A 23,282-nucleotide genomic window follows, 5' to 3' on the forward strand; every position below is an offset into this window, starting at 1 on the left:
CGAAAGCGGCCACCGTCGGGCGCAGCATAGCGTCCACGGTACGCCGCTTTTAGAAAACTATAACCATCGCGTCAGTGCTAATTTTATTATCTTCTACAGGTGATCTATGACTTACGTAATTGTTCATGCCCTTGCTCCGATTTTTATTATCATGCTGCTGGGCTTCTGGGCCGGCAAAGCCGGAATGGTCGACAATAAAAACGTCTCGCTGCTCAATATCTTCGTAATGGACTTTGCCCTGCCCGCCGCGCTGTTCAGCGCCACCGTGCAGACGCCGTGGGCGGGTATCGTTGCCCAGTCTCCGCTGATCGTGGTGCTGACGGGTGCGATGTGGATTACCTACGCGGCAATCTACTTCCTCGCCACCGGCGTGTTTAAAAAATCCCCGCAGGATGCCGCGGTGCTGACCCTTACCGTCGCGCTGCCGAATTATGCCGCGCTGGGCCTGCCGATTCTCGGCAGCGTGCTGGGCGAAGGTTCTGCGACCTCGCTCTCCGTAGCCGTCTCCATTGCCTGCGGTTCCGTACTGATGACGCCGTTCTGCCTGCTGATCCTGGAGCGTGAAAAAGCCCGCGCCGCCGGCGAAAACAGCGGTTCTACCCTGGCAATGCTGCCGGTGCTGATGTGGCGCTCGCTGAAAAAACCTATCGTCATGGGCCCGCTGCTTGGGGTGATCCTGTCGGCGATTGGCATCAAAATGCCGGACCTGGTTCTGGCTGCGATCAAACCACTGGGTCTGTCTGCCACCGCTGCCGCCCTGTTCCTGACCGGGGTGATCCTCTCTGCTCGTAAGCTGAAACTGAACGCGATGGTCGGCATTGCCACTATCGCCAAACTGCTGATCCAACCGTTTATCGCCTGGGCTATCGTACTGGCCTTCGGTCTGCACGGCTCGGTGGCAATTACCGCGATCCTGATGATTGCCCTGTCCGCTGGCTTCTTCGGCGTAGTGTTCGGCAACCGTTTTGGCGTGCAGTCGCCGGACGCAGAAGCGGTGCTGCTGTTGAGCTCGGTTCTGTGTATCCTGTCGTTACCGCTGTTTATTACGCTGACTTCAGGTATTTGATATGACATTCGCCCCGCGCCCGCACGACTTACTGTGGCTGAACAACGCCGACGCTTTACTGGATATCCAGGAGGCGTGGGTCACCAGCCAGTGGCACCCCGGTTTACCGGTAGTGGTGCGGCGCGATGCGAATGACAGCGATGAGATTCCGGTAGGCGTGCGCGGCATGAAGCGCGAACAGCGCGCCGCCGGATGGGTGAAGGCAGCGGCGGTTTCCCGCGTGGTGACGCCGGAAGATCTGGCCGAACGCCAGCGCCTGCTGCATTCGCCGTTTGTTTCCCAGCCGCCGGTTCAGGCGGCTATTTTGCTGACCACCTTTGCGTGGCCGTGGCTGTGGGGCATCACCGGCAGCACCGGCTATGCGCTCGCCACCGAAATTCCGGTTCTGCACGCCGACAGCGACCTCGATTTAGTGATTCGCGCACCTGAGCCGCTGACCAACGATGAGTTACGCCAGTGGCAGGCGCAGGTCGACACGCTGCCGTGCCGCGCCGACACCCAGATTGAAACGCCCTTCGGCGCGTTTGCATTGAACGAATGGCTGCGCGAAGGACGCGTTCTGCTGAAAACCGCCACCGGCCCTGCGCTCACCGCAACGCCGTGGCACAGGGAGCCATTATGAAAATCCTCTTTACCTTTCCCGGTCAGGGCACACAACGCCCGGGGATGCTGGACAACCTGCCCGACGGCGAGGCGCTTCTCGCCGACGTCCGCGCCGTGCTCGGCGCGGAAACCGATAAGCTCGACACCCCAGAGGCGTTAAAACACACCCGGGCGGTGCAGCTGTGTCTGCTGATCGCCGGCGTAGCCTGGGCGCGGGAGCTGATGCGTCACGGTGTGACCCCCGATATGGTCAGCGGCCTGTCGATTGGCGCCTACCCGGCGGCGGTGATTGCCGGGGCGCTCGATTTCCGCGATGCCCTGCGACTGGTGGCGCTGCGCGGCGATTTAATGGAGCAGGCCTATCCTCACGGCTACGGCCTGACGGCCATTGTCGGCCTGCAACTTAATCAGGTTGAAAAACTGATGGCAGACAGTGGCACCTATATCGCCAACCTTAATGCCGAAACGCAGATTGTAATTGCCGGACGGGATGAGGATATGGCGGAGGTCGCGCGTAAAGCGCTGGAGGCCGGAGCCAGCAAAGCCACCCGCCTGGCGGTGAGCGTGCCGTCGCACTGCGCGCTGCTGGATAAGCCCGCCGCTAAACTGGCGAAGGCGTTTGAATCAGTGACGTTGTCACGCCCTCTGCGTGCTTATCTGAGCGGGACGACGGGTCGGGTACTGTGGGAGCCGCAGAAAATCGCCGACGACTTAGCCTTTAATATGGCGCGCACTGTGCAGTGGCAGGACGCCATGGTTTCCGCCAATCAGCGCGATGCCCGGCTGGCGCTTGAGATGCCGCCCGGCAGCGTGTTGACCGGGCTGACGCACCTCGCGGGCTGGCAGGGCGAGGCCATCTGCATGGAACGCAACAGCGTTGCAGTGGCCCAGCACCTCGCGCATCGGCTTAACGGGTAAGGCTGCGGGCGTACATGCGCCCTTCTGCCGCCAGCGCCAGCAGGTCCGGGTCACGTTCCCGATGGTGCGAATAGACAATCGAGATCAGCTGGCGCATCTGGTACGGTTCCGCCAGCTTTAACAGCTGCACATCATTTTCATAGACTTTCTTCATTCGCCCCGGCAGTAGCGCAAACCCCACCCCGGCCTGTACCAGACTAATCATCGAGAAGATATCGTTGACCCGGGTGACAATGTCGGGCTCAAAGGCCGCCACCTGGAAGGCCTCCTGAAAACCGGCGTAGGTGGCGAACCCTTCCGCCAGCGAGACAAATTTGCGGTCGGCATAATCGCGCAGGTCGGCGGGCGTTGAGGTGTCGAGGCGTTCCGTGGCCGGCGCCGCGAGGAAAATATCATCCTCAAACAGCGGTACTACATCGAAGGAGGACTGGCTGAACTCGCCTTCATTGGTAGCAATCAGAATAGCGTCAAGGGCATCGTCTTCCAGCATATCCAGCAGCATCTGATTGGAGCCCATGGTCAGATCCAGCTCCAGCTCCGGGCGGCGGAGCTTCATCCCCATGATGATGCGCGGCACGGTTTCCAGCGTCAGCGAATAGAGCGTGCCGATCCGCAACCGCCCCTGGCCCACGCCGGCGACTTTGCGCGTCGCTTCCAGACCGCGGGTCATCAGCGTTGTCACATCCTGACAGTATTCCAGCAGCGTCCAGGCCGCCGGTAGCGGCAGTAAATTGCGCCCTTTATGCACGAACAGCGGGCAGCCCACGCCCTCTTCGAGGGTATGCAGCGCCCGGTGGACGCTCACCCCGCTCAGCTGCATGGCTTCGGCGGTTCTGGCGATATTTCCCTTCGCCATAAACATCATAAATACCGCCAGCTTGCGGAAGGTAATCTCCTGGTTGATATCGTCTTTCATTGCTGGCGCCCCGCTTCTTCGCCGTTGGCTTCGCTTTCTCTTATAAATTCAAGCCAGTATAAGCGCAAACGGCGGCGAGGGAGACGACGGTTTGCGGATCCGGCCCTGTTTTGCCAAAAACACGTCGCGCGTGACCCTGTTCGATCCTCAGGCCTCCTCAACCCGCGGCGCGGCGCGCGTCCAGGCCAGCAGCAGGCTGAGCAGCGTGAACGCCGCCATGATCCACGCCATGGTCCACGGCGTGCCGTCGTTCAGCCACGCCAGCAGCAGCGATGAGATTATCCCGCTGCCGTACTGCAACGAGCCGATAAAGGCCGATGCGGAACCGGCGAACGCCCCGGCTTCGTCCAGCGCCGCGGCGGTGGAGGTCGCGGCGATCACCCCGTTCATTGAGAAAAAGACGAACACGCAGGCCACTATCCCGGCAATTCCCGTCAGATCCATTCTGACGCTCAGCGCCAGCACAACCGTCGCCAGGGTGGCAACGATCAGCGCCGCTTTGAGCAGATGACCCAGCGGATGACGCTGGACCAGTCGGCGGTTCACCATGCTCAGCGCCATCACGCCGAGAATATTCACCGCGAACAGCCAGCCATAGTGCTGAGGCGCCACGCCGAAATAGCGGATATAGACATCGGGCGAACCGGTAATAAAAGCGTAAGCGGCGACGTAATAGCTGGTCAGGCTGAGGGTATAGCGCATAAAAATACGGTTTTTCAGCAGCAGCCCGTAGTGATGGAAGGCTTTCAACGGCGATCCCTGCTGACGACGCTCCGGCGGCAGCGTTTCCGGCAACCAGCGCAATGCCAGTAACATCAGCAGGCCAATCACCACCAGCAGCCAGAAGATGGCATGCCAGCTGGTGACTTTAATCATCTGCCCGCCCATCAGCGGCCCGATAATCGGCGCAATCGCCATCACGATGGTCAGAGTTGAGAGCATCTGCGCGGCGCGGGTACGAGCAAACAGATCGCGCACCATCGCCCGCGCCAGCATCGGCCCGGTGCAGGCGCCGAGGGCCTGAAATACCCGCCAGAAGATGATCTGATCGATGCAGGTCGAAAGCGCGCAGCCGGCGGAACCAATAATAAACAGCACCATGCCAATCAGCAGCGGCGTACGGCGGCCAAGGCGATCGCTGATCGGCCCCCACACGAGCTGGGCAAGGGCAAAACCTATCAGAAAACCGGTGATGGTCAGTTCGGCATCGCCCTGCAGTTCCGCCGCCATCAGCGGCATGGCCGGCAGATAGATGTCGGTGGACAGGGAGGTAAACGCCATCAGCCCGCTTAAAATCAAAATAAACAGCGGCCCGCTGGCGGCCTGTTTGTGCGGCAAAGTCATGAGTGATATCCGTCGAGGGGAGCGTGCGATCAAGTAACTGCTATGTTATCGGTAAAGTGCCGACCGATAATCCCCCGCTGGCGTATCAAGCTTATGAACACCATTCATGAATCGCGCGGTGCCCACAAGATATAAAAAAAGGCCAGTCGGGGTTAACCGGCTGGCCTGAGGGTATTAACGATAATCTGCTGTCAGATTACAGCGCCATATCGTGCTGAGCAGACTCGGCGCGGGCCGGTTCAGCAGGCTGGGCGCTGGTTGCGGCCGGAGCGTGCTTGCTCATATCGATAACCGGCGGTTTCTCCAGTTGCAGCGTCGCGGCGGTGTCATCCCACACCTGCTGGGTCAGCGCGGCATTGTCATTCAGCTTCTGACCGTAGCTCGGCACGATGGCATGAATACGGCTCTGCCACTGCGGGGAGGCAAACTGCTCCGGGAACATCTGCTTAATCACGTTGAGGGTGATCGGTGCTGCGGTAGAAGCACCCGGCGATGCGCCCAGCAGCGCGGAGATGGTTTTCTGCTGATCGACCACCACTTCGGTACCCAGCTTCAGCACCCCGCCCTTATCGGCGTCTTTCTTGATGATCTGCACACGTTGACCGGCCTGGATCAGTTTCCAGTCTTCTTTGCGGGCATCCGGGTAGTACTCTTTCAGCGCGGCGAAACGATCGTCGTCGTTGAGCATCACCTGGCTAACCAGGTATTTCACCAGGTCGAAGTTGTCGAGGCCCACGTGGGTCATCGGCAGCACGTTCTCGGTGGTGGTGGTGCTCAGCAGGTCCATAAACGAACCGTTTTTGAGGAACTTGGTCGAGAAGGTGGCAAATGGCCCAAACAGTACGACGCGCTTACCATCAATGTAACGGGCGTCCAGGTGCGGAACCGACATCGGCGGTGCGCCAACGGAAGCCTGACCGTACACTTTCTCGAGGTGCTGCCTGGTGACCGCCGGGTTTTCGGTCATCAGGAATGAGCCGCCCACCGGGAAGCCTGCGTAGTTATCCGCTTCCGCAATACCGGTTTTTTGCAGTAATTTCAGCGCGCCGCCGCCGGCACCGATAAACACATATTTCGCATCAATCGCCTGCTCTTCGCCGCTATTGACGTTTTTAATGGTCACATGCCAGGAATTATCGGCATTACGTTTAAATTCGGTGACTTCAGCAGAGGTCTGCAGCGTGAAATTACTATTTTTCTTCAGGCTACCGATCAGCTGGCGGGTAATTTCGCCGTAGTTCACATCGGTACCGACCGGCGTCCAGGTAGCCGCCACTTTTTGCTGCGGGTCACGCCCTTCCATTACCAGCGGCGCCCATTGTTTAATTTGCGCGTGATCGGTGGAGAATTTCATTCCCTGGAATAACGTGGTTTGCTGCAATGCGTTATAACGTTTTTGCAGGTAGTCCACATTATCGCCCCAGACGAAACTCATATGCGGGGTTGAATTAATAAAGGTATGCGGGTCGTGCATAATGCCGCGTTTGACCTGGGCGGTCCAGAACTGGCGGGAGATCATAAACTGCTCGTTGATATCCAGCGCTTTGCTGACATCAATCGAACCGTCCGGGCGCTCCGGAGTGTAGTTCAGCTCCATATTCGCCGAGTGGCCGGTACCGGCGTTGTTCCAGCCGTTCGACGATTCTAATGCGACGCCGTCCAGCTTCTCTACCATCACCTGTTTCCAGTCCGGCTGTAATTCCTGCAGCCAGGTTCCCAGAGAGGCGCTCATAATACCGCCGCCAATCAGCAGGAAATCAGTTTTTTGCGCGGATTCGGTATTGGCGTGAGAGGCGGAACTGACGAACATCGCCAGAGCGGTCATCGTTAAAATCGTTTTTTTAATTGCAGGCATAATAGAATTATCGCATAGCATAATGAAATAAGTGCAAACATGTTAACGCATTTCTATTATATTTTAAAATATCATTTACATTTTCCGCACAGTTAATCAATTTACAATAAATACTTTTTTAACTTAAAAAAGTAAATATCGCCTGACAACCGATGCAGAAAAATAAAACCGGCGGATAAACAAAGAAAATAAGCCAGCGCCAGCACTTTCTTTAATTACTAATATCGAATATCCCTACAAATAATAACGGCGCGCTATCTTCAGCGCGCCGGGATCGATTGACGTGGTTCAGGTGGGCCAGCGTCGATTAACTGGCAGGGCTCAGCGTCGCGGCCTGGCTTTGCTGGAGCGCGAGGCGCAGACGGTCGTTATTTTCCGCCAGCAGGTCCCGCGCCTGCCAGGCGTCAAGCCCGGTCATCACCATCAGGATGGCCGTCCGGCAGTGCTGGTTACAGCTTGCCAGCGCGGCTTTGGCCTCGCTACGCGAACAGCCAGTCGCGGTCATCACGATGGCAATCTGCCGCTCGGCCCAGCGTGGACTGGAGGCCTGCAGGTCTACCCGCAGGTTGCCGTAGACCCGGCCAGAACGGATCGCCAGCCCGGTGGCTAACATCGCGAGGATCTGCCGTTGCGCCAGTTGCGCTTTCGGGTTGCCATACCCCGCCACCGCTTCCGGCCCGGTTTGCGGGGCAATAATGATATCCGCCAGCTGGGCGGCTTCACTATTCTGCTGTTGGGTCAGCACGGCGATAGGCGCGCCAAGGGACCAGGCATGACGCATCGCCCCCCACACCCACGGGGTTTGCCCGCTGACCGTCAATGCCAGCAGCATGTCGTTGCTGCTGAACTCGATAGCCTGTAACTCCAGCGCACCGAGATTATAATCGTTCGCGGCGGTTTCCATCTCCTGCAGCGCGGCCACCGGCCCCCCGGCGATAAGCCCCACCAGCGCATGTTTCTCGTCCGGGGCAAACTCGCTGACCATCTGCAATGCCGCGCGCCCGGATGACCCGGCGCCCACCACCACCAGCCGGCCTCCGCGGCTCAATGCGGCTGCGGCATTATCGACCAGACGGGCAATCTCCGGCAAACAGGCCCCGATGGCGTCGGCAATCTGCCGATCGTCCTTATGCAACATCGTCAGCATATCCAGGGTGGCGAGACGGTCTATCTGGTGGGTTTCGGGATGGCATCGTTCCATCATTGAAGCGGTTGGCTTACTGCTCATAAAAACCTCCTTTTAAAAAACTCCACATTCACTATAAGGATATTTACCACAATGTCCTGCGAGTGGGGTCACGCTTCACGGTTCTTTCGCCCCGCTTTTGGCTTTTTTACATTGCTTTAAGAAATGATTACCTTCAGCGATAATAGGTGCTTGCCGATTATTTCAGGGGATGTCATGAAGGATTCAGCGGCCCAGATACCACCCGTGCGTAAACGCCTGATGAGAATGAAACTAAGTACCGCCGTATCGCTGATGGTCAGCAGCGTCATCGGTTCGGTACTGCTGCTGGTTTACGCTCTGTGGTTTATCCAGATCAGCGACACCACCCGCGACGGAGTTAAAGACACGGCGCTGGCGGTCGCGCGGACCTTCTCCGACATGCCGGAAGTGAAGCAGGCCCTGAGCCAGTCGCCGGAGCGCGCGCTGATCCAGCCCCTGGCGCTGGCGATCACCCAGCGTAATGACCTGCTGTATGCCGTGGTGACCGATATGCACGGCGTGCGCTATTCGCACCCTAACCCGCAGCTTATCGGCAAACGTTTTATCGGCGAGGATATTCAGCCCGCCTTTGCCGGCAAAGAGAACGTCGCCATCAACCATGGCGTGCTGGCGCAGGCGCTACGTGTGTTTACGCCGGTATTCAACGACCAACGGCAGCAAATCGGCGTGGTGGTGGTCGGCATTTCGCTTAGCAAAGTGGATGAGCAGATTGCCCGCGGCCGCTGGGACGTCCTGCTGACCGTACTGTTCAGCGCCCTGGTGTGCGGAATTGGCACCTGGAGCCTGGTGCGCGGTCTTAAGCGGGTGCTGCTGGGGCTCGAACCGCATGAGATCTCCACCCAGTTCCAGCAACGCCAGGCGATGCTCCATTCGCTCAAAGAAGGTGTGGTGGCGGTCGATGCGGAAGGACAGGTCAACCTGATCAACCCCGCCGCCAGCAAGATCCTGTTGAGTGGCCCGGACCAGGCGATCGATCATACCCCGCTGCTGGCCGATCTGCAGGCGGTGCTGAAAACCGGCGAGCCGATTTATGACCGCGAGCTGGGTTGCAACGGCCTGCTGTTGATCAGCAACACCGTGCCGGTACGCAGTCAGAATGCCATCGTCGGCGCCATCAGCACCTTCCGCGATAAAACCGAGATGAGCCAGCTGGTGCAGCGTCTCGACGGGATGGTGAACTATGTCGATGCGCTGCGCACCACGTCCCACGAATTTATGAATAAGCTGCATGTGATCCTCGGCCTGCTCAATATGAAGAGCTACGGCAAACTGGAGGAATATGTGCTGCAAACCGCCCATACTTTTCAGGCGGACATCGGTGAAATTCAGCACCGCATCAAATCACCGGTGGTGGCAGGCTTTTTGATTGGTAAAATTCAGCGCGCGAAAGAGCGCGGCTTCAGCCTGCATCTGGCGGAAGAGAGCCTGGTGCCCGATTGCCCCAATGAAAAACAGGTCACCGTCCTGGTCACGGTGCTGGGGAATCTCATTGAGAATGCGCTGGACGCCATGAGCGGCCAGAGCGAGGGCGAAGTGGGCCTGTTGCTGCACTATCAGAACGGCTGGTTAAGTGGCGAAGTGAGCGACGACGGTCCGGGGATCCCGGCCGCGAATATTGACGCCATCTTTAACAAAGGATTTTCTACCAAGGGTGAGAACCGCGGCGTCGGCCTGTTTCTCGCCAGCCAGCAGTTACGTGAGCTGGGCGGTACGCTTGCCGTCGAGTCAGAACCTGGCGTGTTTACCCAATTTTTTGTTCATCTTCCCTGGGATAGTAAAAGGAAACGTACGTGATAAATGTATTAATTGTTGACGATGATGCCATGGTCGCCGAACTGAACCGCCTGTATGTGGCGAGAATTTCCGGCTTCCGTTGCTGTGGCACGGCGTCTACGCTGAGTAAAGCCCAGGAGATGGTTAACGATAGCGAACTGGAGATCGATCTGGTGCTGCTGGACGTCTACATGCAGCACGACAGCGGGCTGGATCTGCTGCCGACCATTCGGGCTTCCGGCCGCCCTATCGACGTGATCATGATTACCTCCGCCGCCGATGCCGCCACCGTGCAGACCTCGATGCATTACGGAGTGGTCGATTATCTGATCAAACCGTTCCAGTTCCCGCGTTTTGAAGAGGCCCTCACCGCATGGCGTGAAAAACGCAAACTGATGACCGGACAGCCCTATTATGAACAGGCCGATGTGGACCGCCTGCTGCACGGCAGCGCGCCGGAAGCCAGCGATGCGCGGAAACTGCCGAAGGGCCTGACCGCCCAGACGCTGCGCACGCTGTGTCAGTGGATTAACGCCCATCCGGGCACCGAGTTTTCAACCGATGAGCTGGCGGTGGCGGTCAATATTTCCCGCGTCTCCTGCCGGAAGTACCTGATCTGGCTGGCGCAGATAAATATTCTGTTTACCAGCATTCACTACGGCGCCACCGGGCGTCCGGTCTACCGTTATCGGTTGGTGGCCGAGCAGTACAGTCTGCTCAAGCAGTACAGTCAATAAGCCGGTAGCCATCGTCCAGCAGGTGGAAACGAAAACGGCGCTGCGATGAGAGGATCACCTCGCGATTTTTGGTGACGAAAATCGCCTCGATATCGTCACGGTGACGCAGCGCCGCGCAGCCTTTCTCGACCCCGAGGCCGTAGATCAAGGTGGTCCAGATATCGCCGTCGAGCGAGTCGTCCGAAATGATCGTCACGCTCTCCAGTTCGTTATCCAGCGGGTAGCCGCTGCGCGGGTCAAGAATATGGTGCCAGCGGCGCCCGTCCTGCTCGAAGTAGCGCTCATAGGTCCCGGAAGTCACCACCGATTGACCGTTGACGTCGAGGCTGCCGACCAGCGTATCGGCCGGGGCAAACGGCTTTTTCAGGCCAATCGACCATTCGCCGAGGGTGTGCACATTGCCGCCGAGATTAATCAGCGCCGCGCGCACGCCCTGTCGCTGCAGATCGTCGCGAACGCGGTCGGCGATATAGCCCTTGGCAATCGCGCCAAGGTCAATCTCCATGCCGTGCCGGGCGAGAAACACGCTACCTGCCGCATCATCAAGGATCACATCCTGCGGGCGGGTCAGCGGCAGCCGGGCTGCGATATCGTCCGCCGCCGGCACGCGATCGCCCTGAAAGCCAATCCGCCATAGCTTCACCAGCGGACCGATCGCCAGATTAAACGCACTCTCCTGCACCATGCTGGCGGCTTTGGCGCATTTAATCAGCTGGTAAACCGGGCGGCTGACGCTGACCGGCTGACGACCGGCGGCATGGTTAATCGCCATCACCTGCGACGACGCGCGGTTAACGGTGAACAGATCTTCGTAGTGTTTAATCAGCTGGAAAGTGCGGGAGGCCAGGGCTTCATCGTGGGAAAAGAGTTTCAGCAGGATGGGAGAGCCCATCAGCACGGCGGAGTAGCTATAGATACGCGGGTCACCTGACATGGTTGCAGCTCCTCTGTGTCACCCGGCAGGCAGCGCGCCGCCGGGGGAAAATGCCGGGCGAACCCGGCCTGTCATCACTGAGCGTTAGCCTCTGGCGCGTTTTGCCGCCTGGTGGCCCGCCAGGGTGCCAAAGATAATGATATCAGCCACGGCGTTGCCGCCGATGCGGTTGCCACCGTGAATGCCGCCAACCACTTCACCGGCCGCATAGGCGCCGGCAATCGGCTGATGCGCGCTGTCCAGTACCGCGGTGTCGGTGTTAATGGTCACGCCGCCCATGGTGTGGTGGACCCCTGGTGCGATACGGATCGCGTGGAACGGCCCTTCGTTAACCGGCGCACGCAGGGCGGTGGTCCGGCCAAACTCCTGATCATGCTGCTGTTCAACATAACCATTGTAGCGCTCAAGGGTGGCGAGGAAGGCATGGTAATCCATCCCCAGTTTCTCCGCCAGTTCACGCGGCGAGCTGGCGCTGGTCACCAGCCCTTTGGCGATATATTCGTCGGCCGCTTTGTTTTTGGCCCGGACATGTTCGTCGAAGACAATGTAGGCGTAGTGTTCCGGCAGCGCTATGATCGCGGCGGAGACTTTATCGCGGGTCGACATTTCGTTGAAGAAGCGGTTGCCCTGCTGATTGACCAGAATCGCCCCGCCGCCGCGAATGGATTCGGAAATCAGGTACGAGGTGTTCTGCTCAACGGTCGGGTGAATCTGAATTTCGCCCATATCCACGGTACCGGCACCGATACGCTCCAGCAGCGCGATACCGCCGCCGGTCGCCCCTTTGTGGTTGGTGGTGACAAAGCCGGCGAGATCCGGGCGGTATTTCACCACCATCGCGCTGTTGGCACTGAAGCCGCCGGTGGCGACCACGATGCTGCGGGTCTGCACCACGATGTTCTCCTGCTCATCATTGAGCAGACGTACGCCGCTGACCTGCTGGCCATCCATCAGAATCTCTTCCACCGCGGTGTCGAGCATCACGTCGATGCCGCGTTTATTGATGTTGCGCACCAGGCCGCTGATCAGATAGCCGCCGACCGCCGATCCGTCACGCGGACGGTGGGTACGGTCGATGCTCATGCCGCCGGTGGTGGTGATATCGTTGAGCATAATCCCGCGACGGGCCAGCCATTCGATGGCTTCCGGGGCGTTTTCAACAAAGCGACGCAGCAGCTGCGGGTTATTTTTGTTCTGACCGCCTTTTAAGGTTTCCTGGTAGAACAGCTCTTTGCTGTCTTCAATCCCTTTCACCCGCTGGAAACGGGTCTCGGCAGCGTTCATCCCGGCAGAAGCCTTGATGGTATTCCCGCCGATGGTCGGCATTTTTTCGACGATCAGCACGCTGGCGCCTTCATCGTGCGCCTGAATCGCCGCGGCCAGACCGGCGCCGCCGCTGCCCACGACCAGCACGTCGTAGCTTTTCGGGGTCAGATCCTCACCGCCTTCTTCCAGCGCCAGCGCTTTGCTGGATTTCAGCATCGCTTTCGATACCGCTTTTTTCACCGCTTCGCTCTGGCTGGTGGCGCCGGAAATGGCGTCTACGTGCGGGGTATTGGCGGTCAGAATGCGTTCACGGATCTCTTCGAAACTGGTGGTGAACTCAACGGTCTGCGTCGGACCGGCGGCCAGGGCAATATCGGCAATGCGGTCGTTTTCGAGGCTGACGTTGATCACCAGCTCGTTCGCATCGTCCTGAACGGTTTCAACGAACAGGCCCGGTTTAAATTTCGCGTCTCCCATGCTCATATCGCGGATCATCGCTTCCACCAGCGAGAAACGCCACAGCGGTTCCGGAATATGGAGGGCTTCACGCTGGGTGCTGTCGATAAACAGTTCGAGGTTTTCGTCGGCGGCAATCCGCGCCGCCCAGTCCGGATAGGCGATGCAGGCGCGGCCCACGGCGATCAGATCGTAGCCGTGATCCAGCCCCTGCTCGGCGTCAGCCGCGTTGACCACGCCGCCCACGCCCATCACCGGGATCTGCGCCAGGGTTGCAGAGCGCAGCGCGCAGTATTTTTCAATCAGCGGCGTTGGGTCGCTGGTGTCGACGATAGACGGACGCAGCGACGCCCCTACCGAGAAGTGCAGATAGTCGAGACCGCGTGCCGCCAGCTTCTCCAGCAGATACATGGTGTCGTCAAAACGGATGCCCGGCTCTTCAAGCTCTTCCGGCGAGAAGCGATAGCCAATAATAAAGGAGTCGTCGGCGTACTGGCTGGCCATTTTGCGGGTGATATCGAGCACCGCCAGCGGGAAACGGGCGCGATTGTCGCGGCTGCCGCCCCACTCGTCATCGCGCTGGTTGGAGTTCGGGGAATAGAATTGCTGAATCAGGTAGGTGTTGGCGCCGTGGATTTCCACACCATCAAAACCGGCCAGAATTGCCCGACGCACGCCGTCACCAAACTTGCCGATCATGCCGGTGACTTCGTCTGCGCTCAGCGCACGCGGCATTGCGGCGCCTTCACGTGGTGCGGCCAGCGCGCTTGGCGCCACCGGCTGACGACCGCCAATCAGCTGCGGGTCGACCATGCGCCCGCCGTGATAGATCTGCAGAATCGCTTTTGACCCTTCAGCCTGGATGGCCTGCGCAATTTTAGCCAGGCCGGCGATTTTCTCATCGCTGTCGATACCAATCGCGCCCGGGAAAGCCAGGCCGTAGTTATCGATAAAGCAGCACTCAACGATAATGGTCCCGATGCTGCCGGCACGCGCACGATAGTACTCCACCAGTTCGCTGGTGACGCTGCCGTCAAAATAGCCGGTACAGGTTGTCATCGGTGCCATTAGCAAACGGTTTTTCAGTTCAGTGCCGTTCGGTAAGGTAAAAGGACGCAATATACGTGAGTTACTGGTCATATTAATACTCCAGATCTTAAATATTGATAATTCAGAATTGGGTGACGGAATTGTTTTTGGTTCTGTTTTTTTAATTCCTGTTGTCATGCTAATAATATAACGCTATTTTTAGTTACCAAACTAATTACGTTAGTTAAAAAACTATTTAATACCCCGAATAACATCACTACCTCCATTGTATTATTAATTGCAAATATTACATTCACAAAAAACAGAAAACCTATAACACAATGGACACGTTTGTTAAAAATAAGAACACATCACAAACAATTTAAATTACAATAAAATCATATAATTATAAACAGGTAATCGGTGTCGCTCGTTTTTGCCATCTGCAAAAAATTAACATTAAGCGTTATTTTAAACAAATAAACACCTCACCCATAAGGGTTATTATGAAAATAAAAAAACAGCTCATCAGACAGCATTTATTGATCTCGATCAATTGCAACGCCACGCCAAAGCGCAATATATAAATAACCAACAAATTAAATTTAACGCCCAACAAAACGCGTTAAATAACCGTCAGCAGCCAAACCAGAATCAACAATTAATAACTAAAGAAACTTTTGAAATTAAAGAAAGCAATGGTTATGGCGTGACTAAACCGTATTTTCAACTACTCGCAGATACTCATTATGAAAGAGAAACAGACAACTATACCGCCTGCCGGTGCCGCCAGTCCGAAAGCGGCAAATAAAAACCGTCTGCTGATGATGGCCCTGCCCATTATTGTTGCAGTCCTTCTGCTGTTCGTTCCCGTGCCTGAGGGGTTACCCCCGTATGCCTGGCATTACTTTGCTATCTTCGTCGGCGTTATCGTCGGCCTGATCTTTGAACCGCTGCCAGGGGCAGTGATTGGGATTACCGGGGTGGTGGTTATCGCCCTGTGCAGCCAGTGGTTGCTGTTCGCCCCGGAGCAGCTGGCCGACCCGAAATTCAAACTCGCCGGCGCCTCGTTTAAATGGGCAGTGAGCGGCTTTGGTAACTCGACGGTATGGCTGATTTTCGGCGCCTTTATGTTCGCTGCGGGCTACGATAAAACCCAGTTTGGCCGCCGTCTGGCGCTGATCCTGGTGAAATATCTCGGCCGTCGCAGCCTGACGCTGGGTTATGCCATTACCTTCGCAGACCTGCTGCTGGCACCGTTTACTCCGTCCAACACCGCGCGTAGCGGCGGGACTATCTACCCGATCATCGCGAACCTGCCGCCGCTGTATGGTTCAAAACCGAATGACCCCAGCGCCCGCCGCATCGGCTCCTATCTGATGTGGGTGGCGATCACCGCCGCCTGTATCACCAGCTCGATGTTCCTGTCCGCGCTGGCACCAAACCTGCTGGCTCTGGCGTTGGTCAAAAGCATCGTCGGCATCAATATCTCCTGGGGCACCTGGTTTATCGCCTTCCTGCCGCTGGGGATCCTGCTGATTCTGACCATGCCGCTGCTGGCCTACTGGTTCTACCCACCAGAAGTCAAAATCAACAACGAAGTCCCGCTGTGGGCCGCTCGTGAACTGGAAAAACTGGGCAAACTGTCGCGCAATGAGATCCTGCTGCTGGTGTTCGTCTGCTTCGCGCTGGCGATGTGGATCTTCGCCGCCGAGTGGATTGAACCGGCGCTGGCCGCCCTGCTGGTGATTGTACTGATGCTGTGGACCGGGGTGCTGGCCTGGAGCGATATCACCAATAACAAAGCCGCGTGGAACACCTTCGTATGGTTCGCCACCCTGGTGGCGCTGGCGGACGGCCTCTCCTCTACCGGGTTTATCGCCTGGCTGGGTAAAGAAGGCGGCGCGCTGATGAGCGGCATCTCGCCGGGGGTGGCAACGATTGTACTGCTGCTGGCGTTCTACCTGCTGCACTACCTGTTTGCCAGTACCACTGCCCACACCACGGCACTGCTGCCGGCGATGCTGACTATCGCCTCCACTATTCCGGGCATGAACATGCAGGTGTTTGTCCTGCTGATGGTCACCTCGTTGGGTGTGATGGGTATCATCACCCCGTACGGTACTGGCCCAAGCCCGATTTACTACGGCAGCGGCTATCTGCCGACCAAAGATTACTGGCGCCTCGGCACCATCTTCGGCGCCATCTTCCTGGCCGCCCTGCTGCTGATTGGCTATCCGTGGATGTCCATGATGTTCTGATTCATAACCGCCGGGGGCTCACCTCCGGCGGTTTTACTCTTAGGGAGCTACGCAATGTCGACTAAACCGTTTGGTTATCAGGAAGCCTTTCCGCTGGCGAAAGATGACACTGACTATTATCTGCTGAGCAAAGAGCATGTTTCACTGGCCGAATTTGAAGGCCAACAGATCCTCAAGGTTGAACCTGAAGCCTTAACCCTGCTGGCCCAGCAGGCGTTCCATGACGCGGCCTTTATGCTGCGCGTTTCCCACCAGCGCCAGGTCGCGGCGATCCTGCTCGACCCGCAGGCCAGCGAAAACGATAAATACGTCGCCCTGCAGTTCCTGCGCAACTCGGAAATCGCCGCTAAAGGCGTGCTGCCAACCTGCCAGGATACCGGTACCGCGATCATCATGGGTAAAAAAGGTCAGCGCGTATGGACCGGCGGCGGTGACGAAGCGGCGCTGGCCCGCGGCGTGTACAACACCTATACCGAAGATAACCTGCGCTACTCGCAGAATGCCGCACTGGATATGTACAAAGAGGTTAATACCGGCACCAACCTGCCGGCGCAGATCGACCTCTACAGCGTTGACGGCGATGAGTATAAGTTCCTGTGCATGGCGAAAGGCGGCGGCTCTGCCAATAAAACCTATCTGTATCAGGAAACCAAAGCGCTGATCACCCCGGCGAAGCTGAAAAACTACCTGGTTGAGAAGATGCGCACCCTGGGTACCGCCGCCTGCCCGCCGTACCATATCGCCTTCGTGATTGGCGGAACCTCAGCGGAATCGACCCTGAAAACCGTCAAGCTGGCCTCGACCCGCTACTACGACGGCCTGCCGACCGAAGGGAACGAACACGGTCAGGCGTTCCGCGACGTTAAGCTGGAGCAAGAGCTGTTGCTGGAAGCGCAGAATCTTGGCCTCGGTGCGCAGTTCGGCGGCAAATACTTCGCCCACGATATCCGGGTGATCCGCCTGCCGCGTCACGGCGCCTCCTGCCCGGTCGGCATGGGCGTCTCCTGCTCCGCAGACCGTAATATCAAAGCGAAAATCAACCGCGACGGCATCTGGATTGAAAAACTGGAGAGCAATCCGGGCCAGTACATTCCGGAAGCATTGCGCGAGCAAGGTGAAGGCAAGGTCGTCAGTATTAATCTCAATCAGCCGATGAGCGACATTCTGGCTCAGCTTTCTGCCCATCCGGTCTCCACCCGTCTGACCCTCAACGGGACGATTATCGTGGCGCGCGATATGGCGCATGCCAGGTTGAAAGAGCTGCTGGATAACGGCGAAGCGCTGCCGCAGTACGTTAAAGACCACCCGATCTACTACGCTGGCCCGGCCAAAACCCCGGAAGGATATGCTTCCGGTTCTCTCGGCCCGACCACCGCAGGACGGATGGATTCCTACGTCGACCTGCTGCAGTCTCACGGCGCCAGCATGGTAATGCTGGCGAAAGGCAACCGCAGCCAGCAGGTGACCGATGCCTGCCACCAGCACGGCGGTTTCTACCTCGGCAGCATCGGCGGCCCGGCGGCCGTACTGGCGCAGCAGAGTATTAAGAGCCTCGAGTGCGTGGCCTACCCGGAACTGGGCATGGAAGCTATCTGGAAAATTGAAGTAGAAAACTTCCCGGCGTTCATCCTGGTGGATGACAAAGGTAACGACTTCTTCCAGCAGATTCAGAACAAACAGTGCGCGGGTTGCGCACAGCGCTAACGGCGTTAATTCGTCTTAATGCGGGAATTAAGGGGAAGATGGTCATCTTCCCCTTAACCTGGTGACTTCGCGGTTAATGACCGGCAGACGGTGCCCCAGGCGCTCCGGCACGGCTAAACGGCGGACGCGCGAACCAGATCACCGCAATCAACGCCATAAAGCCCCAGCCCAACACCCAGAAATAGTCGATGGTCGACATCATGTAGGCCTGCTGCTCAATAGTTTTATCAATCAGCGCCATATGCTGCTGCGTCGCCCCGCCCATTTTTTCAACATACTCCACCGCTCCCGGATTATAGATCGACACGCTCTCGGTCAGGTTGGCATGGTGAAACACCTCGCGCCGCGACCAGATCCAGGTGGTCAGTGACGAGGCAAAAGAGCCGCCCAGCACGCGGAAAAACGTCGCCAGACCGGACCCTTCCGCCACTTGTGCGCCGTTGAGGTTCGACAGCACGATAGTGGTAATCGGCATAAAGAAAAACGCCACGCCGATCCCCATAAACAGCTGCACTTCGGCAATGGTGCGGAAATCAACATCGGTATTGAACTGCGCGCGGATCAGACAGGATGCTCCCATGGTCAAAAATGACAGCGAAGCCAGAATCCGCAGATCGAACTTGTTGGCGTAGCGGCCAATAATCGGGGTCATCATCAGCGGCAGAATCCCCATCGGCGCCGCCGCCAGACCGGCCCAAATCGCCGTGTAGCCCATCTGCGTTTGCAGCCACTGCGGCAGAATAATGTTGATCGCAAAGAAAGCGGCGTACCCGAGAGTCAGCGCCAGAGTCCCGACGGCGAAGTTGCGGTCTTTAAACAGGCGCAGGTTCACGATCGGGTGGCGCTCCCCCAGCTCCCAAATCACGAAGGAGACCAGCGAGATAGCCGAAATCGTCGACATGACAATGATGTGCGAAGACGCGAACCAGTCGAGATCGTTGCCCTTATCCAGCACCACCTGCAGCAGACCAACCCCCAGCACCAGCAGCCCGATACCGATGTAATCGATTGGGGCATGGCTGGTGGTCTCTTCGCGTGCCCGCAGCTGGGTCCAGACCACAATGGTGGCGAAGATACCGATGGGCACGTTGATATAGAAGATCCACGGCCAGGAGTAGTTATCGGTGATCCAGCCGCCGGTGATCGGCCCGACAATCGGCGCCACCACCGTGACCATCGACAGCAGCGCCAGCGCCATACTGCGTTTGCTCGGCGGAAAAATCACCAGCAGCAACGTCTGGCACATCGGGAACATCGGCCCGGCAAAGAAGCCCTGCAGCGCCCGGAAAATAATCAGCTCGGTCATGCTGTGGGCGAAGCCGCACAGAAACGAGGTCAGAGTGAACATCATCACCGAGCCGAGAAACAGCTTTAGCTGGCCGAAACGGCGCGTAAACCAACCGGTCAGCGGCAGCGCAATGGCGTTGCACACCGCAAACGAGGTGATGACCCAGGTGCCCTGATCGGCGCTGACGCCAAGGTTACCGGCAATGGTCGGCAACGCCACGTTGGCGATGGTGGAATCCAGCACCTGCATAAAGGTGGCCAGCGACAGCGCGAGCACCGCCAGCCACATATTGGGCGGTGTAAAGGCGGCCTTATCTTGCATAACGTCTCTCTTAACGGGTGCCTGCGGCTACCGTTTTGCTGTTGTCATGAAGGATCTTAGCCACCAGTTGGTCCGCTTCTTCCAGCGGGTTTTGATACACATCCGTGGTGAAACGCGGGGTGCTAACGGTTTGTTGCGGCAGCAGATGCCCTGCGTCATCGCGAATATCAACGCTGACGTTCATCGACAAGCCCACCCGCAGCGGGTGTTTCTGCATATCATGAGGATCGAGGGTGATGCGCACCGGCAGACGCTGGACGATTTTGATCCAGTTCCCGCTGGCGTTCTGCGCCGGCAGCAGCGAGAAGGCGCTACCGGTACCAATCCCCAGGCTTTCAATGGTGCCGTGATAGGTCACGTCATCGCCGTACAGATCGGCGCTGAGGGTCACCTTCTGCCCCAGACGCATCGCGTTCATCTGGCTCTCTTTGAAGTTGGCATCGACCCAGACTTCATTCAGCGGCACGATAGCCATCAGCGTGGTGCCCGAATCGACGCGCATCCCGAGCTGCACCGCCCGCTTCGCCACATAGCCGCTGACGGGAGCAACAATGGTGCTGCGCGAATTCTCCAGATAGCGCTGACGCAGCGTAGCCACCGCGCTTTTAATTTCCGGATGGCTGTCGATAACGGTGTCATCGACCATCGCGATATTGGTACGCAAGGCCTCCTGCGCAGCCAACAGATCGCTCTGCGCGCTGGTGACCGCATCGCGGTAGTGCGACAGGTCCTCGGCGGCAATCGCCCCGCTCTTGAAGATTTTCTGCCGACGCGCGTAGTCGTTTTGCGCCGTCTGCAGAGCCACTTTTTTCGCCGCCACCTGCGCCCGGTAGTTATCGGCGGTGCTGTACAGCCCGCGCACCTGGCGTACCGTATTGGCCAGATTGGCCTCGGCCTGCTGCAGCGCAATGGCGGTATCACTCGGGTCGAGCAGCACCAGCGGCTGGCCTTTTTCCACGAAGTCGCCTTCGTCTACCGTTACCTGGGTGACGGTCCCGCCAATCTGCGGCGTCAGCGTCACCTGGTTGCCATTAACATAGGCATCATCGGTGGACTCATAGTAACGGGCATACAGCAGATACCACGCCAGGCTTCCTCCTGCCGCCAGCAGCAGAATAATGAGTAAAATAATAAAGTTGCGTTTGCGCTTACTGCCGCGCTCGGCCTGTTGTGCAGGGGTGGTTTCCATCTGTCTGGACCTTTTTAATTCATTAGCGATGAGGGGCGACGATCTCGTCCGGCAGCATTTTTGTCATTAGCGCGACCAGCTGGCGGGATTCATCGGGAGTCAGTCGGGCGGTGAGGTCGCTGATGATCGACACCAGCGCTTCATTGACAAAGCGCTCGCAGATGAGCAGCCCTTTGTCGGTCAAGGCCAGAATGACCTGGCGTTTATCCTGCAGGTTTACGCTCCGGCTGATGAGATCGCGCTTGACCATGCGATCGACCATCCGGCTCATGGCGCCGGCGTCCATCACCAGGTTTTTGCTGATCTCAACCGGGCTGTTGAAGCCTTTGTAGATACTGATCAGGACCTTGAACTGCGCGGCGGTAATATCCATGCCGGAGAAGTGCTGATTTATCAGCTGGTCTTTGAACTGGTTTGCCAGATGAATGAGCAAACCTAAGTGAAATTTATTGTTAATAATACCCGGATGATTACTCATGATATTTGCCTGGTCAGTAATTACAAATGAAACTACTGACCAGGCAATCATTTGTCAACGTAACGTCAAGAAGATCGCACATTTTGTCAGCCCGCCCCTGCACGGATCGCGTCACCAGGCGCAATAACCGCCCCCTGAGCTCCCTTTTCTGTCGGCGCTTGTATTCGCTTATCGCTGGTCTATGCTCAAATCAGAGTCTGCTCAGCGTGTCGCGTTGAGCGACTGAAAAATAACAATAATTTCTTATTTTTGGGTGCAGCATATGAACAGGATATCGGTATTATTGTTGGCATGGCTTTCGCTGTGCCTGGCCTTCCCGCTGTCGGCGGCAGAACCCCGCCAACAGCCCACTCCGCGCGAAGATGCCCGTACGGTCAAAATCTTCCACCAGCCGATTGTGATGCTGCAGGCCACTTTCGGGCAGACTACCCCCGAAGAGCGCGTGCTGCGGATCCGCAATATGCTGCGGGCCTTCACCGAAGCCGATATTAACCAGCCGTTACAGATGGTTCCGGTCACGCGTTATAACCAGCCGGGCCGTTTGTTTCTGATGAACGGCAAGCCGATTATGATGCTGAGCCAGGCGGATCTTGATGAAGGTGATGACCTGACCCTTGACCAGGCGGCGCAGCGCGTACTGGCCAGAATGGAGGCACAGCGCAGCTCGCTGCGTGAACAGTACAACAAAACCTATCTGGCACTGGCTGTCGTGAAGGTTCTTGTTGGCACCCTGGTGCTGGCCGCGATCTACTACGCGGCCTGGCGTTCCTGGCGCCGGGTGCGCCGCTTCTTTCATCTGCGGATCCTTGAAAAGCGCAGCTGGATCCCGCAAAGCTGGCGACGTTTCCTTGGCAATATCGAAACCAAACTGTATGCCCTGCTGATGATTCTGCTGGGCATCCTGGCGCTGTACGCCTGGCTGAGCTGGGCGTTTGGCCTGTTTCCGTGGACCCGGGTGTGGAGTGAATCGCTCGGTGACTGGTCGGTGGGCGTCCTGCAGGAGATCGCGCTGTCCATCGCCTCCGCCCTGCCAGGCCTGATGATCGTGCTGATTATCCTGTTGATCACCTGGTTCTTTATCCGCCTGGTCAAACTGCTGCTGAGCCAGGTGGAGGCCGGACGCCTGCACATTCCCGGCCTGCATCCGGAAACCGTCGGCGCCACCCGCAAGCTGATCTCGGTGATGATATGGCTCTTCGCCCTGTCGGCGGCCTATCCGTTCCTTCCCGGCGCCAACTCGCTGGCGTTTAAAGGGATCAGCGTCTTCTTCGGCCTGATGTTAACCCTCGGTTCCGCCGGCGTCATGAACCACGCCATGAGCGGGCTGGTGCTGATTTACTCCCGCGCGTTGCACAAAGGAGATGTCATCCGCATTGCCGATAACGAGGGTAAAGTCAGCGAAATCGGCATGCTGGCCACCAAAATCATCACCCGGGAAAACTACGTGGTGACGGTGCCAAATGCGGTGGTCGTCAGCGGTAAAATCACCAATCTCAGCGTGCCAAACAACGACACCGGCGGCAACGGGATCAACCTCACCACCGGCGTGACCATCGGCTATGACACCCCGTGGCGTCAGGTGCAGGCCATGCTCGAGCTGGCGGCACACCGTGCGCCGGGCATCGACCATCGCCAGCCGCCGCTGGTTCGCCAGTTGGGCCTGATGGACTGGTATGTCTCCTACGAGCTGCAGGTCAGGCTGCTGGCGGAAACCTCGCTGTCCGACGCCCGTACCGCGCTGCACAGCAATATTCAGGATGTTTTCAATGAATTTGGCGTCCAGATCATGTCGCCGAACTTTGTGATGCAGCCGAAGGGATCGGTGGTGGTGGCGAAAGAGGACTGGTATGCCGAACCGGCGCTGGCGCCGCAGCAAGATGATGTGAAATCAGTGTAACGTCATTGCTGGCCGGCTC

17 protein-coding genes are annotated in these 23,282 nt (G+C 57.8%); 8 read left to right on the plus strand and 9 right to left on the minus strand.

The window, feature by feature from the left end; genetic code table 11:
• Window positions 1-106 precede the first annotated feature (106 nt).
• Genes EDF82_RS05250 through mdcH form a run of 3 tightly spaced genes read left to right on the plus strand, consistent with a single transcriptional unit; the run spans window position 107 to window position 2,587 of the window.
• Window positions 107-1,066: an AEC family transporter gene (locus tag EDF82_RS05250; protein ID WP_123754517.1), complete on the plus strand. Its 960-nt coding sequence runs from the start codon at window positions 107-109 to the stop codon at window positions 1,064-1,066.
• Between the two features lies 1 nt (window position 1,067).
• On the plus strand, window positions 1,068-1,688 hold the full coding sequence (locus EDF82_RS05255; protein WP_123754518.1) for a malonate decarboxylase holo-ACP synthase: 621 nt from the start codon (window positions 1,068-1,070) through the stop codon (window positions 1,686-1,688).
• Window positions 1,685-2,587, plus strand: coding sequence for a malonate decarboxylase subunit epsilon (gene mdcH, locus EDF82_RS05260; RefSeq protein WP_123754519.1), 903 nt, complete (start codon window positions 1,685-1,687; stop codon window positions 2,585-2,587). The genes EDF82_RS05255 and mdcH overlap by 4 nt, the downstream gene beginning before the upstream one ends.
• Here mdcH and EDF82_RS05265 read toward each other — a convergent pair.
• From EDF82_RS05265 to EDF82_RS05280, 4 genes are all read right to left on the minus strand, one after another.
• Window positions 2,577-3,503, minus strand: coding sequence for a LysR substrate-binding domain-containing protein (locus EDF82_RS05265; protein WP_123754520.1), 927 nt, complete (start codon window positions 3,501-3,503; stop codon window positions 2,577-2,579). The genes mdcH and EDF82_RS05265 overlap by 11 nt on opposite strands.
• A gap of 147 nt (window positions 3,504-3,650) precedes the next feature.
• The gene (locus EDF82_RS05270) at window positions 3,651-4,847 is read right to left on the minus strand and encodes a multidrug effflux MFS transporter (protein ID WP_123754521.1); all 1,197 of its coding nucleotides are present in this window, start codon (window positions 4,845-4,847) and stop codon (window positions 3,651-3,653) included.
• A gap of 196 nt (window positions 4,848-5,043) precedes the next feature.
• Window positions 5,044-6,702: a malate dehydrogenase (quinone) gene (mqo, locus tag EDF82_RS05275; RefSeq protein ID WP_123754522.1), complete on the minus strand. Its 1,659-nt coding sequence runs from the start codon at window positions 6,700-6,702 to the stop codon at window positions 5,044-5,046.
• 307 nt (window positions 6,703-7,009) lie between these two features.
• A complete protein-coding gene (locus EDF82_RS05280; RefSeq protein ID WP_123754523.1) occupies window positions 7,010-7,930 on the minus strand; it encodes an N-acetylmuramic acid 6-phosphate etherase in 921 nt (306 codons plus the stop codon).
• 174 nt (window positions 7,931-8,104) lie between these two features.
• On the opposite strand from EDF82_RS05280, the gene EDF82_RS05285 reads away from it, so the two are divergent.
• Together EDF82_RS05285 and dcuR are read left to right on the plus strand one after the other, a co-directional pair.
• Entirely contained in the window at window positions 8,105-9,724 is a 1,620-nt protein-coding gene (locus EDF82_RS05285; protein WP_123754524.1) for a sensor histidine kinase, read from the plus strand.
• Complete coding sequence (gene dcuR, locus EDF82_RS05290) at window positions 9,721-10,440, plus strand: two-component system response regulator DcuR (protein WP_123754525.1); 720 nt, start codon at window positions 9,721-9,723, stop codon at window positions 10,438-10,440. The genes EDF82_RS05285 and dcuR overlap by 4 nt, the downstream gene beginning before the upstream one ends.
• Here the strand turns inward: dcuR and EDF82_RS05295 are convergent.
• Entirely contained in the window at window positions 10,421-11,374 is a 954-nt protein-coding gene (locus tag EDF82_RS05295; protein ID WP_123754526.1) for an FAD:protein FMN transferase, read from the minus strand. The genes dcuR and EDF82_RS05295 overlap by 20 nt on opposite strands.
• An 84-nt stretch (window positions 11,375-11,458) precedes the next feature.
• Window positions 11,459-14,236 carry a flavocytochrome c gene (locus tag EDF82_RS05300; protein WP_123754527.1) on the minus strand — a complete coding sequence of 926 codons (2,778 nt, stop codon included), beginning with the start codon at window positions 14,234-14,236 and terminating at the stop codon, window positions 11,459-11,461.
• 638 nt (window positions 14,237-14,874) lie between these two features.
• Between EDF82_RS05300 and EDF82_RS05305 the strand changes: the two genes are divergently transcribed.
• On the plus strand, window positions 14,875-16,386 hold the full coding sequence (locus EDF82_RS05305; protein ID WP_123754528.1) for an anion permease: 1,512 nt from the start codon (window positions 14,875-14,877) through the stop codon (window positions 16,384-16,386).
• Between the two features lie 54 nt (window positions 16,387-16,440).
• Window positions 16,441-18,090 carry a class I fumarate hydratase FumA gene (gene fumA / locus EDF82_RS05310; protein ID WP_123754529.1) on the plus strand — a complete coding sequence of 550 codons (1,650 nt, stop codon included), beginning with the start codon at window positions 16,441-16,443 and terminating at the stop codon, window positions 18,088-18,090.
• A gap of 73 nt (window positions 18,091-18,163) precedes the next feature.
• Here fumA and EDF82_RS05315 read toward each other — a convergent pair whose 3' ends face one another.
• The 3 genes from EDF82_RS05315 to EDF82_RS05325 are packed head-to-tail and all read right to left on the minus strand — an operon-like array spanning window position 18,164 to window position 21,366.
• On the minus strand, window positions 18,164-19,699 hold the full coding sequence (locus EDF82_RS05315; RefSeq protein ID WP_123754530.1) for a DHA2 family efflux MFS transporter permease subunit: 1,536 nt from the start codon (window positions 19,697-19,699) through the stop codon (window positions 18,164-18,166).
• 10 nt (window positions 19,700-19,709) lie between these two features.
• Complete coding sequence (locus EDF82_RS05320) at window positions 19,710-20,888, minus strand: efflux RND transporter periplasmic adaptor subunit (protein ID WP_123754531.1); 1,179 nt, start codon at window positions 20,886-20,888, stop codon at window positions 19,710-19,712.
• 22 nt (window positions 20,889-20,910) lie between these two features.
• Complete coding sequence (locus EDF82_RS05325) at window positions 20,911-21,366, minus strand: MarR family transcriptional regulator (RefSeq protein ID WP_123754532.1); 456 nt, start codon at window positions 21,364-21,366, stop codon at window positions 20,911-20,913.
• 262 nt (window positions 21,367-21,628) lie between these two features.
• Between EDF82_RS05325 and EDF82_RS05330 the strand changes: the two genes are divergently transcribed.
• Entirely contained in the window at window positions 21,629-23,263 is a 1,635-nt protein-coding gene (locus EDF82_RS05330; RefSeq protein ID WP_123754533.1) for a mechanosensitive ion channel family protein, read from the plus strand.
• Window positions 23,264-23,282: the final 19 nt, after the last annotated feature.

This window comes from Klebsiella sp. BIGb0399, assembly GCF_003752615.1.
GTDB lineage: Bacteria > Pseudomonadota > Gammaproteobacteria > Enterobacterales > Enterobacteriaceae > Klebsiella > Klebsiella lignicola.